At 71.4% G+C, this 14,468-nt stretch carries 11 protein-coding genes and 1 pseudogene; 6 read left to right on the forward strand and 6 right to left on the reverse strand.

Going from position 1 to position 14,468, the window contains the following annotated elements; translation table 11 throughout:
• Positions 1–24 precede the first annotated feature (24 nt).
• A complete protein-coding gene (locus tag ACX6XY_RS17855) occupies positions 25–2,220 on the forward strand; it encodes an NB-ARC domain-containing protein (protein WP_460331645.1) in 2,196 nt (731 codons plus the stop codon).
• 106 nt (positions 2,221–2,326) lie between these two features.
• Here the strand turns inward: ACX6XY_RS17855 and ACX6XY_RS17860 are convergent, their stop codons facing one another.
• The 5 genes from ACX6XY_RS17860 to hemA all read right to left on the reverse strand — a co-directional run bounded on the left by ACX6XY_RS17860 (position 2,327) and on the right by hemA (position 7,858).
• Positions 2,327–3,631, reverse strand: a complete 1,305-nt coding sequence (locus ACX6XY_RS17860; protein ID WP_460331647.1) for a hypothetical protein — start codon at positions 3,629–3,631, stop codon at positions 2,327–2,329.
• 649 nt (positions 3,632–4,280) lie between these two features.
• Positions 4,281–5,216 (reverse strand): LysR family transcriptional regulator, encoded by a 936-nt coding sequence (locus tag ACX6XY_RS17865; protein WP_460331649.1) that lies wholly within the window; start codon positions 5,214–5,216, stop codon positions 4,281–4,283.
• 57 nt (positions 5,217–5,273) lie between these two features.
• Positions 5,274–6,527 (reverse strand): MFS transporter, encoded by a 1,254-nt coding sequence (locus tag ACX6XY_RS17870; RefSeq protein WP_460331651.1) that lies wholly within the window; start codon positions 6,525–6,527, stop codon positions 5,274–5,276.
• Positions 6,524–6,670 (reverse strand): hypothetical protein, encoded by a 147-nt coding sequence (locus tag ACX6XY_RS17875; RefSeq protein WP_460331653.1) that lies wholly within the window; start codon positions 6,668–6,670, stop codon positions 6,524–6,526. The genes ACX6XY_RS17870 and ACX6XY_RS17875 overlap by 4 nt, the downstream gene beginning before the upstream one ends.
• A gap of 36 nt (positions 6,671–6,706) precedes the next feature.
• A complete protein-coding gene (gene hemA / locus ACX6XY_RS17880; RefSeq protein WP_460331655.1) occupies positions 6,707–7,858 on the reverse strand; it encodes a 5-aminolevulinate synthase in 1,152 nt (383 codons plus the stop codon).
• Between the two features lie 329 nt (positions 7,859–8,187).
• Between hemA and ACX6XY_RS17885 the strand changes: the two genes are divergently transcribed.
• The 5 genes from ACX6XY_RS17885 (at position 8,188) to ACX6XY_RS17905 (ending at position 14,140) form a co-directional block, all read left to right on the forward strand.
• On the forward strand, positions 8,188–9,942 hold the full coding sequence (locus ACX6XY_RS17885; protein WP_460331661.1) for a choice-of-anchor A family protein: 1,755 nt from the start codon (positions 8,188–8,190) through the stop codon (positions 9,940–9,942).
• 165 nt (positions 9,943–10,107) lie between these two features.
• Positions 10,108–11,412 carry a Na+/H+ antiporter NhaA gene (nhaA, locus tag ACX6XY_RS17890; RefSeq protein WP_460331663.1) on the forward strand — a complete coding sequence of 435 codons (1,305 nt, stop codon included), beginning with the start codon at positions 10,108–10,110 and terminating at the stop codon, positions 11,410–11,412.
• Positions 11,413–11,514: 102 nt separating this feature from the next.
• A complete protein-coding gene (locus ACX6XY_RS17895; RefSeq protein ID WP_460331664.1) occupies positions 11,515–12,483 on the forward strand; it encodes an NAD-dependent epimerase/dehydratase family protein in 969 nt (322 codons plus the stop codon).
• 70 nt (positions 12,484–12,553) lie between these two features.
• The gene (locus tag ACX6XY_RS17900) at positions 12,554–13,444 is read left to right on the forward strand and encodes an aldo/keto reductase (protein WP_460331666.1); all 891 of its coding nucleotides are present in this window, start codon (positions 12,554–12,556) and stop codon (positions 13,442–13,444) included.
• 72 nt (positions 13,445–13,516) lie between these two features.
• Positions 13,517–14,140, forward strand: a complete 624-nt coding sequence (locus ACX6XY_RS17905) for a PH domain-containing protein (RefSeq protein WP_460331668.1) — start codon at positions 13,517–13,519, stop codon at positions 14,138–14,140.
• Positions 14,141–14,162: 22 nt separating this feature from the next.
• On the opposite strand, the pseudogene ACX6XY_RS17910 reads toward ACX6XY_RS17905, so the two are convergent.
• Positions 14,163–14,468: pseudogene (locus tag ACX6XY_RS17910) on the reverse strand (NAD(P)H-binding protein); the annotation flags it as partial.

The raw sequence follows: 14,468 nt of genomic DNA on the forward strand, positions 1-14,468 counted from the left end.
CGGACGGCCGCGGCGTTACAGCTGATGGACATCGCCCGCAGCTCACCGGAGCTCGCGCGTGAGGTGACGGACTGGATCCGTGATGCCTCGTGGCTGACGCCGCGGGCCCTGCCCGCCACGGCGTACGGCGGCTCTCGTCCGCGGATGCTGCCGCCGGCGAGTGCGGTGTTCACCGACCGCGCGGAGGTGCTCGCGTGGATCACGGCGCTGCTGGACGAGGAGAGCCGGGCGACGGGCGCGCCCACGATCGCCGTGCTCACCGGGCCGGGAGGCATCGGCAAGACCGCCGCCGCAGTCCAGTGTTCCTATGAACTGGGGGAGAGGTTTCCCGACGGTGTCCTGTTCGTGGACCTGAACAGCGCCTCGGGTACGGAACTTTCGCCTTCCGATGTGTTCGTGCGGTTTCTGGAGCGGCTCGGGGTTCCGGCCGCCATGATTCCGGGCGACGAGGCGCGGCAGAGGGACCTCTACCGCGACCGCATGGCCGACCGGCGCATGATCGTCGTCCTGGACAACGCCCGTAACGACGCCCAGGTCGTTCCGCTTCTTCCCGCCGCGCCGGGTTGTCTCGTCCTGGTGACCAGCCGGCATCGGCTGGAGCGCCTCGTGGGCGAGCACGGGGCTCGGCCGTTGTCCCTGCGGCCGCTGTCGGACGAGGACTCCGCCAGCCTGCTCAGGCGCGTCGTCGGACGCGGCCGCCCTCCGGCGTCGGACGCGACGGTCCGTGCCGTGGCGGAGGGCACGGGCGGGATTCCTCTTGCGGTGTGCGCCACGGGCGCCAGCATGGCCTACCGGGAGCACCTGACCTGGGAGCGTGTCGCACGACAGCTGTCCGACCGGATCCATGGCCACGATCAGGGAGGCGCCGCCGTGCGAGAGGGGAACTCCGACGGCTCGGGGACTCCAGCGGATCCCGTCCGGCTCGTCCACGATGTCTCCTACGGCGAACTGACGCCCGAGTGCGCCGCCTTGTACCGCGCGATCGCGGTGTGGGCGTGGCCTACGGTGAGCGTCATGTGCGCCGCGCACGCCGCCGACGTCGGAGAGGCCGAAGCACGGGCGCTCCTTGAGCAGCTGGCCCGCGTGCATCTGCTGGAGGAGGTCGGGGAGGAGCGCTACCGGTTCCACGACCTGACCCGAGCGCACGCCCGCGGGCTCGCGGACGCTGAGGACGGTCACGGCCGCATGGCCGCGGCGGTCCGCCGGGTGGCGGTCGCGCATCTGCGCTTCGCGGCGGGCGCGGACTTCCGGGTCATGCCGCTGCGGTGGCGGCTCGGCCCCGCCTACCGGCGGCTCGTCCTTCCGGAACACCGCGACCGGGCGGACGGCAAACGCGCGCTGACGGAACTGCGCGGTGAGCGGGAGAACCTCGCGGCCGTCATCAAGGCCGCCGCGCACCACGGCTTCCACGACCTCGTATGGCAGCTGTGCGAGGCCCTGTGGGGGCTGCACCTGCTGCTCGGTTTCCACGCGCAGTGGGTCGACACGCATCTGTACGGTGTCGAGGCCGCGCGGCGCGACGCGGAGGAGTTCGGCGATCCGCGTGCCGTGGGCCGCATGTGGACGCAACTCGCCTTCGGCTATCTGGGACTCGGGCAGGCGGGCGACGCCGAGGAAGCCCTCGGGGAGGCCAGGGCCGCGGACCGGGCCTGCGGCCACCATCGCGGGGAGGCGACCGCCGTCGAGGCGCTGGGGCTGCTCCGCCTCAGACAGTGGGACTTCGAGGCGGCCCAGCGGTGTTTCGAGGAGGCGTGGCGGATCCTGGACCGTATCGGTCCCGGTGAGGACGGCTGGGACGACAAGCCCCGCGCTGTCGCCCTGCTGAAGCACCACAGCGGCCGCGCCCAGACCAGGCGGCGGCGCTTCCCCGCGGCCGTCGCCCGGCTGAACGAGGCTCTCGCGGAGTTCCGGGACCTGCCGGGCGGCGACCCCTACAACGAAGGCCGGGTCTATATGAGTCTGGGTGACGCCCACCTGGAATCGGGAGACGCGGACCTCGCGCGGGTGTGCCTGGACGAGGCCGTCAAGGCCATGACCGAGGCGGGCGCGGGGCTTCAGCTCGCCGACGCCCTCGTGGCGAGGGCCGAGTGTCATCGCCGTGCTGGCCGCCCGCCGCAGGAAGCGGAAGATCTGCGCGCCGCTGTCACGTGCTTCGAGCGGAACGAGGACCCGGCCGGTCTCGAACGGGTGCGGGCGCGGCTGGCCGAGCTGGAGGAGTGAGCGGCCGACCCACGGCCTGCGCGGGCCGACTTGCGGTTGCGCGGGCCGACTTACGGCCCCGCGGCCGTCCCGCGGCGGCGCGGTCCTCACGGTGTGCGCGGCCGACTTACGGCGTGCGGGGAGAGAGCGGTTCTACGGCGACGCGGTGCGCCGTCGCGCCCGTGCGCACGGTGATCTCGGGGGCGGCCAGCGCCAAGGGCCTGCCGCTCGCGATCCAGGCGTAGAGCGCGGACGCGTAGACGGCGGGATCGCACAGGTCGGGCCGCCCGTCGCGTCCCCTGGCGGCGGACAGCCGTACGAGGTCTCCCGCGCGGGTGCCCACGACACAGCGGTCCGGGCCGTCGACGAAGGCGACCAGCCCGCAGTACGGATAACGGTCGAGCGCCTCCGGCGCCCAGGCCGCCGGCGGGCCGAGCCGCGGGTCGTCCCCGGCCGCACGCTGTACGACGATGTCGGCGACGCGCAGTCGCCCGGTCTCCCGTGTGTCCTCGTCGGCCACCGTGTGCGCGGAGTCGGCCTGCGCCGCGGGGTCTTCCGCCGGGTCGGGTTCGTCGCCCACGACGGCGTAGCGTACGAGGGCGACTTCCGGCGGGTCCGAGCTGATCCGCCGTACGAGGACGCGGACCGGCGCGGTGACGCGGGCGGGGAGGTACGGCGGCAGCGGCAGCGGGTCGAGCAGCGCCGGGTGCCCTTCGGGCTCGGGCAGGCCCATGAGGCCGTAGAAGAGGCGGCGCAGCAGGGCGGCCGACTCTCCGGGTGACGAACTGGTCTGCTCCGCCAGTTCCTTGTAGCGGTCGGGGTCGTGCGAGGCGATGGCCCGGTCGATCTGCGCGCGGAGGTTCCCGCGGGGGAGGAGGCGGGGCGCCGTACGGCCGAGGGCGGCTACCGGGGAGTGCGGGTCGAGGTCTTCCAGGGGGAACGCTCCGAGGAGTACGGGGATGCCGATGGACGCCGCGTAGTAGGTGACGCTGGAGTGGTCCCCGAGTACGCAGTCGGCGGCGATCAGGGCCTGTCGCCACCCGTCGAGCGGCGGGATCGCCTCGACGCCCGCTCGCCGCGCGGTGTCCAGCCAGGCACGGACCTGGCCGGGGCCGTGGCCGTACCAGATGTTCGGATGAAGAACGGCGGCCGTCCGGTACTCATCGGTCGGCAGATCCGTCGCCAGGTGGGACAGCAGCCAGGGCAGCAGATCGTCCGATCCGCCGCCGAAGAGGGAGCGCGGCGCCCAGGTCGAGCTGGCGACGATCAGCCGCTGGCCGGGTCCCACCCCCAAGGCGCGGCGGAAACGGTCGCGTTGGGGGAGGGCGGCGAGGACGCGGTCATAGCAGGGGTCCCCGGCGAGTACCGCGGTGGGCGCCGCTTCGGGGCAGGCCGCGCGCAGCCTCTTCAGCTGTTCGGGGTGGGAGAGCACCGTGGCGGTCGCGAGTGGACGCCCGTCCTCCAGGAGCCAGTCCGGCGCGAGACCGAATACCGGTGTCTGGTGTCTGGTGTCTGGTGTCTGGTGTCCGGTGTCCGGTGTCTGGTGTTCGGTGTTCGGTGTTCGGTGTTCGGTGTTCGGTGTTCGGTGTTCGGTGTGGCTAGCTTCTTATTATATCCAACTCCATGGGATATTACGGCCAATTTGCCGCGTATAGACCCTAGTTCTCCGCCGTAGCTCGCGGACACCGCCAGGTCGAACGCCGTGTCCTTGGCCTGTTCCCAGGGGAGGACGGGCAGCCCTGCCTGAGCCAGCAACTCGGGCACCCCGGCGAGGAACGGAGACGAGCCCGTGCAGGTGGCGAACATCTGCACGCGAACGTCGCTGTGAAACAGCGGAAGCACGTCCAGCAGGCGGGTCGCGGACGTCACGTTGTGCACGATGAACAGGACGCGGCGGCACCCCACGCGGGTGACCCACCGCTCCGCGTCCTCGCCCACCGGTACTCGCAGTCGAGCCGTCCCGCCTGTCACGCCGCCCCTCCCCTGACTTGATCGCGTCTGTTCTTCCGGGCGTCCCGGCGTCCCGGCGTTCTGTCGCCCCGCCGTCCCGCCGTCCCGCTGGATGCTGGGCGGACCCCCGCCTATCTTCCCGCAGTGATCTTCCGGCTCGGACCCTGTGTGACGGTTGGGCGGTCGACTTGGCGGTCGACTTGGCGGTCGACTGGGCGGTCGGTGGGTCGGCCTTGCCGTAGGGCGCTGCCGAAGGTCGCGGCGTAGGGGTGCGGGTTGGTGCGGGGATAGGCGTAGGTGAGGACGGCGGGCGGGGCGCCGGTGAGCGGCAGGTAGAGGATGTCCGGGTCCGGGTGCTGGGCGGCTACGGACGCGGGGAGCACGCCGACGCCGCGCCGACCGGCGACGGCGTGCAGGTACTCCTCGATGTTGGAGGTCTCCGCGCCGATCTCGGGGGCGGCGTCGGGCGGCCAGTCCTGCGGGGTGAGCGTGCCGCTGACGGTGTTGACGATGAGACAGCGGCGCCCGAGCTCACGCCAGGTGACGCGCTCGCGCACCGCCAGCGTTGAGCTCCGGGCGACCGCCGCGATATGCGGCTCCCGCAGGACTTCGGTGGTGACCAGGCGCGGATCGCGGACGGTTCCCCAGAGCAGGGCCGCGTCGACGGCGCCCTCGCGCAGCCCGGCGGTGCGGTCGTCCCGGCGTACGGTCTGCACCAGGACGAGGTGCCGCCGCTCCAGCGTGGCCTGCGCCTGACGGCCGCGCTGGAGCGGGAAGCCCCAGGCGTAGCCGAGCCGCAGCGAGAGCTGCGGCTCGGTGGGCCGGAGTGCCGTCTCCAGCTGGGGCAGCAGGAGCTGGAGATCGGCCTGTAGGCGGCGTCCTTCCGCGGTGAGGCGCGGGTGACGGGTGCTGCGGTCGATCAGGGTACGGCCGAGCGTTCCCTCCAGGCGCTGGATGTGCCGACTGAGTGTGGGCTGCGAGACGCCGAGGCGGTCGGCGGCCCAGGTGAAGTGCTGTTCCTCCGCCAGGGTGAGGAAACATCGCAGATGACGCAGACCGATATCCATGGGGGCAATGCTAGCCAGTTGCGGCTGTTTGCCCTGATCAGGGTGGTGTGACCTAGATCAGGAGGGTCCGGCGGCGGCCCGCTGTCCCCGTCGTACGGCGCCGCGCACCACGGTCAGATGCAGGACGAGGGCGAGCACGGTGAGCGCGCCCGTGTAGTACGGCAGCGCGGCCGGGGTCGCGCCGAGACCCAGTACGACGCCGCCGAGCGCGGACCCGATGCCGCTGCCGAGATAGACGGCGGAACTGTTCAGCGAGACGGCGACCGTGGCCTGTTCGGGCTGGGCGGCGATGAGCTGGTGCTGCTGCGGCACCTGTACGGCCCATCCGGCCGCGCCCCAGATCACCAGCGGCGCGACGGCCCAGGCCGCGGCGGCGTGCGCGGCGGCGGGCAGCACGAACTGGCTCGCCACGATGAGCACCAGGACGCAGGTGACCGCGGCGAAGGGGCGGCGGGTCCGGTCCACGACGGGACCGATGAGGAGGCTGCCGACGATGCCTCCCGCGCCCCAGGCCCACATGGCCCAGACGGTCTGGTCGGTGTGGGCGGCGTCGGCGAGGAACTCGGCGAGGTAGGTGTAAAGCCCCAGGCTGGCGATGCCGCCGAGGAGCGAGACCGAGACGATCCCGGCCACCCGGCCGTTGGCGAGCGCGCGTACCCGCTGCCCCAGCGGAGGCGGCGGGCTCACCTCGATCCTCGGCAGCCGTACGATGCCGACCAGCGCGACCGCGCCCAGCGCGGTGATCAGCCACAGCGTGCCGCGCCACCCCATGTGCGACGCGAGGAGCATGCCGACCGGGACGCCGATCACCGTCCCGATGCTCAGTCCGCCCATGATGGTGGCGAGCGCGCGGCCGCGCCGTTCCGGGGTGGTGAGGCTAGCGGCCGTGGCGGCGGCCACGGGTGAGTACACGCCCGCGCCGACGCCCGCCACCGCGCGGGCGATCAGCAGGACCGCCAGGGTGGGGGCGAGGGCGGTCAGCGCGTTGCCGACGGTGAAGACCGACAGCGCCACCGCGAGCACCGCCTTCGCCGACCGTTTGGCGAGCAGGGTGGCGAAGACCGGGCCGCCCAGCGCGTAGCAGAGCGTGAAGACGGTGACCATCTGCCCGGCCGACGAGGCCGAGATGTGCAGGTCCTTCGACACATGCGGGAGCAGCCCGGCCATCACGTACGCGTCCACCCCCAGCGCGAACGTGCCCAGCGCCAGCAGCGGGATGAACTTGCCGTGAGTGCCGGGAGGTTGCGGAGCGGCGGCCGGGGGAGCGGCGGCCGGGGACGTGGCGGCGGGTGGTTTCTGTGTGGCGCTCATCCGAGGCGTTCCAAGTCCGTTTCGGTGGTGACCTGCCGACCGTCGGGGAAGTAGCGGGCCGGTTCGGTCGACCGGGCTGTCTGTTCGATCTCGTTGAGCAGGCGCTGGAGCCGTACGGACTCCTCGACCCCGGCGAAGGGCACGGCGGGCCGCTGTCGGTCGTGCGCGAAACGAGTGGGCTATGTCCTCGTCGGAGTGGTTCGGCGTGACGTTGAGCGGAAGCGCTCGGTGCCGACCGGAACCGTCGGCGAGTTGATCGGCTGGAGGTAGACGCCGTGTACGTCGAGGAGACGTGCGGCCGACCGCTTGCACAGCTCGGAGTTCCCGATCAGGACGGGCAGGACGTGCGTCGTGCTCTGCGGCATCACCTCGATCCCGGCCTCCGCCAGGGCGGCTCGCAGGTGGGCGGTCTTGCGTTGCAGCGCTTCTCGTTCGGCGGCCGAGGTCTTCAGATGGTCCACGCTGGCGCGGCAGGCCGCCACGACGGCGGGCGGCAGCGAGGTGGTGAAGATGAACCCCGAGGCGAAGCTGCGCACCGCGTCGACCAGAGTGGTCGAGCCGGTGATGTAGCCGCCGATGACGCCGATCCCCTTGGCCATCGTGCCCTGGATGATGTCCACGAGATGGTCGACGTTCAGCTGCGCGGCCATCCCCGCACCTCGTGGCCCGTACATGCCGATCGCGTGTACCTCGTCGAGATAGGTGAGCGCGCGGTACTCGTGCGCGATCTTGACGATCTCTTCGATGGGGGCGACGTCCCCGTCCATCGAGTAGACGGACTCGAAGACGACGATCTTCGGACGGTCCAGGGGCTGAGCGGACAGTATCTCTTCGAGATGGGTCGTGTCGTTATGGCGGAATATCGTGCGGTCCGCCTTTGTGCTGCAAATGCCGTTGATGATCGAAGCGTGGTTCAGTTCGTCCGATATCACGATGGGGTCGGGCAGCAGGCGGAGCAGACACCGCAGTGTCGCATCGTTCGAGCTGTAGCCCGTGGGGAATACCAGGGCGGATTCTTTGCCGTGCCACTCGGCGAGCGACGATTCCAGGGCGGAGTAGTGGGCGTGCGTTCCGCCGATGTTCCGCGACCCGCCGGATCCGGCCCCGTACGCGTCGATCGCGCGATGCATGGCGTCGACCACCTTGGGGTGCTGCGACATCCCCAGGTAGTCGTTGCTGCACCATACGGTCACCTGCTGCGCGCCCCCGTCGGCGGTGCGGCGGGTGGCCTTCGGGTAGGCGCTCGCGTGACGGTTGATTTCTACGAACGTACGGTACTGGCCGTCGCGTTTCAGATCGTCAAGCTTTTCCGTCAGGTAACTCTCGTACATTTCCCCGCCTTGTGACTTGCGTGCGCCATTGCTTGCACGCAACCTGCATGCGGAGGGATTACATCCAGCCGGAAACCTGCTCGCAAGCCGCTTTTCTGCATGTCTGATGCATGTTTTGTATGCGTCCAGGTGGCGGGGGGTGGCCGACCGCCCTTGAGATGCCTGTCACACGGAAGTGCGTGTGCGTGTGTGCGTGTGCGTGTGCGCGCGCCGGGGGTGTCTGCGGTGTCGGCCGTCGGAGTGATCGGGCCGGTCGACGGTGAGGGGTATGGGGGAGCCGGGCGCGTGTCGGGCCGTCAGATCTGTCTGATTTATGCATATTTTCCGCTATGAAGAATGTGCGTTCAACGCGTCGCAGATCGCTTGCGCGCCGCCGGACCGTCTCGGCCTCGGCGACCGTCGCCGGAGCGGCCGTACTCGTAGGACTGCTGGCCTCCTGGGGGTTCGCGGACCCGCTGCCGGACGGGCTCGGACCATGCCTGGGCGACAACTGCCCCGATCCCTATCCAGAACTCAACAACGGCCCGATCGCCGGGCGGGACAACAACATCAACGTCTTCGTGGGCGGAGACTTCCTCGTCCGGCGGGGTGCGGCGGAGGCCGAGGGGAAGGTCGTCGTACTCGGTGAGTTCGACATGAACAAGGCGGCCGGCGCCTCCCAGGTCTACAACGTGGGCGTCGCGGGCGTGGGTTCCCGAGTGCCGCCGGACAACGGTACGGACTTCCTCTCCGTCGGCGGGGACCTCAGCGTCGCCACCGGGCAGCGGCTGCTGGCAGAGGAGGGCGAGGTCTCCGGCGTCGTACGGTACGGGGCCGGGCTCAGCGGTACGGTCATCCCGACGCCTGTGTCGGACCCCGGCGCGGTCGACGCGTATCAGCAGCTGCGGCTGGATCTGACCGCGGCGAGCCAGTGTTACGCGTACGACGGCGAGGAGCCCAGGGAGGCGACCGGCACCGCGGTCAACAACGGTCACACGACCGTCTTCACCGGCGACGGCACATCCGAGATCCAGGTCTTCAACGTGGACTTCGACCTGGTGAGCGGGAGCGGCGGCGCGCAGGGCTTCGCCTTCAACGACATCCCGGAGGGCGCGACCGTTCTGGTCAACCTCACCGGTGAGGCACGGACGATCAACACGTACATCGCGGGGCTGCCGGACGGGCTGCGCGAGCGGACGCTGTGGAACTTCCCGGACGCGACCGCGGTCGAGCTGACCGGCAGTGGGCAGTTCGCGGGCAGCGTGCTGGTGGGCAACGCCGGGAGCACGACGACGGTGACGCTGCCGGGCATGAACGGCCGGTTCTTCTCGGCTGGTTCGCTGACGCATACGTCTGTGGCCGGGGGCGGGCAGGAACTGCACGCCTACCCGTTCAACGGAAACCTGCCAGCTTGCGGTGACCCGGATCCGTCCCCGGATCCGTCTCCGGATCCATCGCCGGACCCGTCTCCGGATCCATCGCCGGACCCGTCCCCGGATCCATCGCCGGACCCGTCTCCGGACCCGTCTCCGGACCCGTCCCCGGATCCGTCTCCGGACCCGTCTCCGGACCCGTCTCCGGACCCGTCCCCGGATCCGTCTCCGGATCCGTCTCCGGATCCGTCCCCGGATCCATCGCCGGACCCGTCTCCGGATCCATCGCCGGACCCGTCTCCGGACCCGTCTCCGGACCCGTCTCCGGACCCGTCTCCGGACCCGTCCCCGGACCCGTCCCCGGACCCGTCCCCGGACCCGTCCCCGGATCCATCGCCGGATCCATCGCCGGATCCGTCTCCGGATCCATCCCCGGACCCGTCTCCGGACCCGTCTCCGGATCCATCGCCGGATCCGTCTCCGGATCCATCCCCGGACCCGTCCCCGGATCCATCGCCGGATCCATCGCCGGACCCATCGCCCGACCCCACCCCCACGGATGGGTCCAGCGGTAGTACCGGCGGTGGTGAGCTGCCTGACACCGGTGCTGGTGTATCGACCGGTGAGCTGGTGCTGGTCGGCTCGATGGCGACCGCTCTGGTTGCCGCGGGCGGCACTCTGCTGGTCGTCTCGGCACGGCGGCGGGAGCGTCGGAGCCAGCACTCCCAGTAGCCGCGCAGCCGACGGCTGCCCGCCCGAGGAGGTGTGCAGGCAGCCGGGCGGGGCCGGAGACAGCGGCGGGCGTTCGCCCGAGCCGCCGCCTCCGGCCTCGCTCGATACCATGAGGAGGTCGGCCACCGGCACCCCTCCGCACCCCTCTGGCGCCGAGGAGCGGCCATGCGAGCGAACCGCCCGGAGAAAGGCCGCGGCAGCGGCCGCTGGCCGCCCTTCTTCGGGCTGCCGCCGCGCCGCGAGCGCAGCGTCGTCCTGGAGGTTCTGCGCACCGAGACGGTCGGCGGCATGATCCTGCTCGCCGCCGCGGCGGCCGCGCTCATCTGGGCCAACTCGCCGTGGAGCGGCGCGTACGAGACCGTCCGCGACACCCATGTCGGCTTCGGGCCACTGGACCTGTCCGTACACGAATGGACCTCCGACGGCCTGCTGGCGATCTTCTTCTTCGTCGCGGGCGCCGAGCTCAAACGCGAACTCGTCGTCGGCGAGCTGAGCACCGCCGCGCGGGCGCTGCTGCCGGTCGTCGCGGCGCTCAGCGGCATGGTGGTACCGGCGCTCGTGTACGGCCTGGTCGCCACGACCGGCGGCGGCACCTGGAACGGCTGGGCCGTCCCCATGGCCACCGACATCGCCTTCGCCCTCGGCGTCCTGGCGGTGATCAACACCCATCTGCCCGCCGCGCTGCGCGTCTTCCTGCTCACTCTGGCGGTGGTCGACGACCTGGGCGCCATCATCGTCATCGCGGTCTTCTTCACCTCGACGATCAATCTGGCGGCGCTGGGCGGCGCGGCACTCGGCCTCGGCCTCTTCTTCTGGCTGCACTACGTGCGACGCGTACGGGGCTGGTACTGGTATCTGCCGCTGGTCCTCGCGGTCTGGGCGCTGATGTACGTCAGCGGCGTACACGCCACCGTCGCCGGGGTCGCGTTCGGCCTGCTGCTGCGCATCACCCGGCACGGCTCCGACGACCCCCACCGCAAGGGCACGGCCGCGCACATCGTGCACCTCGCCAGGCCGGTGTCAGCCGGGCTCGCCGTCCCGCTCTTCGCCCTCTTCGCCGCGGGCGTGACGGTCACGGCCGGTACGGTGTCCGACGTACTCACCAGCGCCGAACCCCTCGGCGTCGCGCTCGGCCTGGCGCTCGGCAAGACCGTGGGCATCCTCGGCGGTACGTATCTGGCCGCGCGCTTCACCCGCGCCCAGCTCAACCCCGATATGGCCTGGGCCGACGTGCTCGCCCTGGCGATGCTCGGCGGCGTGGGCTTCACTGTCGCCCTGCTGATCGGGGAGCTGGCCTATCCCGACCCCGCGCAGACCGAGGCCGTCAAGGCCGCCGTGTTCGTCGGCTCGCTCGTCGCGGCCGTCGGCGCCTCCGTACTGCTGAAGCTGCGCAACGCCAAGTACCGCAGGCTGTACGAGGCAGAGGCAGAGGCAGAGGCAGAGGCAGAGGAGGGGGAGGGGGAGAGCTGAACTCCCCTGGTGTGCGGCGACCCTGTGATGTGTTCAATGCGGCCGTCTACGCGCTGACCTACGCTCGTGGCCTGACAGGGGCACGAGTGTGAAAGGCGATTGATGAGCGACATATGCGTCATCGGCGGCAGCCGGTACTTCGGCAAGCGCCTGATCCAGCAGCTGCACGCCGCGGGACACCACGTGAGCGTCGTCAACCGCGGCTCCACCGCACCGCCTCCCGGCGTCACGCACCTCGTCGCCGACCGCGACGACGAGGCGGCGCTCGCCTCGGCACTCGGCTCCCGCACCTTCGACGTGGTCGTCGACCAGGTCTGCTACACGCCGGTCCAGGCGGCGATCGCCGCGCGCGTTTTCGGCGGGCGGGCCGGGCGGTACGTGATGACCTCGACCATCGAGGTGTACGCCCCCGCGACCCTCACCGCGGCCGCGGCCGCGACGACCGGCACCGTCGACGCCGTCGGCGGCGTACGGCTCCCGGCCCCCGGCACGCTGGTGCCGGAGACGACGGTGGACCCGGAGTCCTGGCCGGTGCGGCCCGAACTCCCCTGGGGCGACGACGCGTTCCTGGAGGCGCACTACGCCGAGGGCAAGCGCCAGTCGGAGGCGGTCTTCACGCGGGAGAGCGGTCCGCGCGGGCTGCCGTTCGCCTCCGTACGCAGCACTCACGTGCTGGGCGGTGGGGCCGAGGAGTTCACCGGGCGTCTGGACCACTACGTACAGCGCATCCTCAAGGGCGAGGAGATCGCCGTGCACGCCGAGACCGTGCCGACGGTCTTCACCCACCACCGGGAGATCGCGGACGTACTCCAGTGGGCGGCGGGGGCCGAGTTCACCGGGCCGGTCAACGCCTGCTCGCACGGGCCGCTGGACGTACGTGAGCTGTGCGGCCTGATCGCCGCGCGGGCGGGGCGGGAACCGGTCTACCGGGTCGACGCGGCGAATGTGTCGCCGTTCTCGTATGACCGGCACTACGCGATGAGCAACGCCCGCGCCGAGGAGCTGGGGTTCCGCTTCTCGCACACCGCCGACTGGCTGCCGGGGGCGATCGCCGAGGCGCTCCCTGCGTAGCGCTTGGCCCCCTGGACCCCGGACCCGTTCTGACTGACTCCGATCTGTTTTCCTGTAAGGAGCGACACCCGTGCAGTACCGCAGCATCGGCTCCGCCGCCGTCAGCGCGATCGGCCTCGGCGCCATGCCCCTGTCCATCGAGGGGCGTCCCGGCGAAGACCGCGCCATCGCCACCGTGCACGCGGCGCTGGAGGCTGGCGTCACGCTGATCGACACCGCCGACTCGTACCACTGGCACGCGGACGAGGCGGGCCACAACGAGGAGTTGATCGCCCGTGCCCTGGCGCGGTACGGCGGCGACACCTCCGGTGTGCTCGTCGCGACCAAGGGCGGACGCGGGCGGCCCGGTGACGGCTCCTGGACGGTCGACGGCAGCCCCGAGCACCTGAAGCGCGCCTGCCACGCCTCGTTGAAGCGCCTCGGCGTCGACGCGATCGGGCTGTACCAGCTGCACAAGCCGGACCCGGACGTGCCCTGGGCCGAGTCCCTGGGCGCGCTGCGCGAGTTGCTGGACGAGGGCAGCGTCCGCGCGGCCGGGATCTCGAACGTGGACACCGCGCAGATCCGCGAGGCGCACGCCCTGCTCGGTGACCGGCTGGTCTCCGTGCAGAACCGTTTCTCGCCCGAGGTGCGCGACAGCGAGCCCGAGCTGCGGCTGTGCGCGGAGCTCGGGCTCGCCTTCCTGCCGTGGAGCCCGCTCGGCGGGATCTCCCGCAGCTCGCTCGACGGTCCGTCCGCGCTGCCCGGCGGCGAGCCCGCCTACGGGGCGTTCCACGAGGTCGCTCGGGAGCTGGGCGCGACGCCGCAACAGGTCTGCCTGGCCTGGCTGCACACCCTGTCACCGGCCGTCGTGCCGATTCCTGGGTCGAGCCGCCCGGAGACGATCCGGGCCTCGGCCGCGGCGGCCGACCTGACGCTCACGCCGGAGGCGGCGGCGCGGCTGTCGTCGAGCCTGCCGTAGGCGTAGGCGTAGACGTAGACGCAGGCGTCGGCGTCGGTACCGCCTCGGCCCTCGGTGTGTCACGATCCCCGCATGTCATACGCGGATCGCTACATCGCCGAGGACGAGGAACTGCTGCACGCCACCCGGCAGCACTGGACCGAGATGGTCGGTGAGTTCGTCGTCCTGGTACTCGTCTGGATCGTCGCCGGAGCACTGCTGTGGGTGCTGCCGCTCGACGAGGACTGGGGCGAGTACGCCTCGTACGCGGTGCTCGGCGTGGCCGCGATCGCCTCGGTGTGGTTCTGGCTGATCCCGCTGCTGAAGTGGCGCAGCACGGTGTACTTCCTGACCACCAAGCGGGTCTGCAAGCGCAGCGGCTTCCTGACGAAGACGGGCCGCAGCATCCCGCTCGCCCGTGTGAACGACGTGTCGTTCCGGGCCACGCTGTGGGAGCGGATACTGCGCGAGGGGACCCTCAACGTCCAGTCCGCCTCCGAGCAGGGCATGCTCACGCTGAAGCATGTGCCGGACCCGGAGGGTCTGAAGAACATGATCCACCGGGCGGTGGAGGAGGAGCAGACCCGCCAGCGGATGGGCGGCCTGCCCGGACCGGGGATGCCAGGTCCGGGGATGCCGGGTCCAGGGATGCCTGGACCCGGCATGGGCGGCCCCGCGATGGGCGGGCCCGGCGGGATGGCGCCGCCGGTTCGATGACGCCGCCGGGCCCGCGCCGCCCTCAGTGTTCGGGCTCGCCAGCTACCGTCGCCGCGTAGATCTCGGCCGCTGGGCGGGGGGCCCGGCCGAGCAGGGTTCGCAGGGTCTGCCGGGCGCCGAGTTCCGTGCCGTCCAGGAAGCCGCCCGCGATCGCCGAGTAGGTTCCGACGACCATCGGCACCTGCAAGTCGCGTTCCACCCACCCGGCCGCGACCTCGCGCGCGTCGGCCAGCGTGCTCGGGGCGTACGAGCCGCCGACGGCCGCGGCCAGCTCCGCGCCGCCGAGCGCGGCCTCGCCGACCAGCTCGTACACCGCCCCGGCGTGCGC

Source organism: Streptomyces sp. O3, assembly GCF_054788135.1.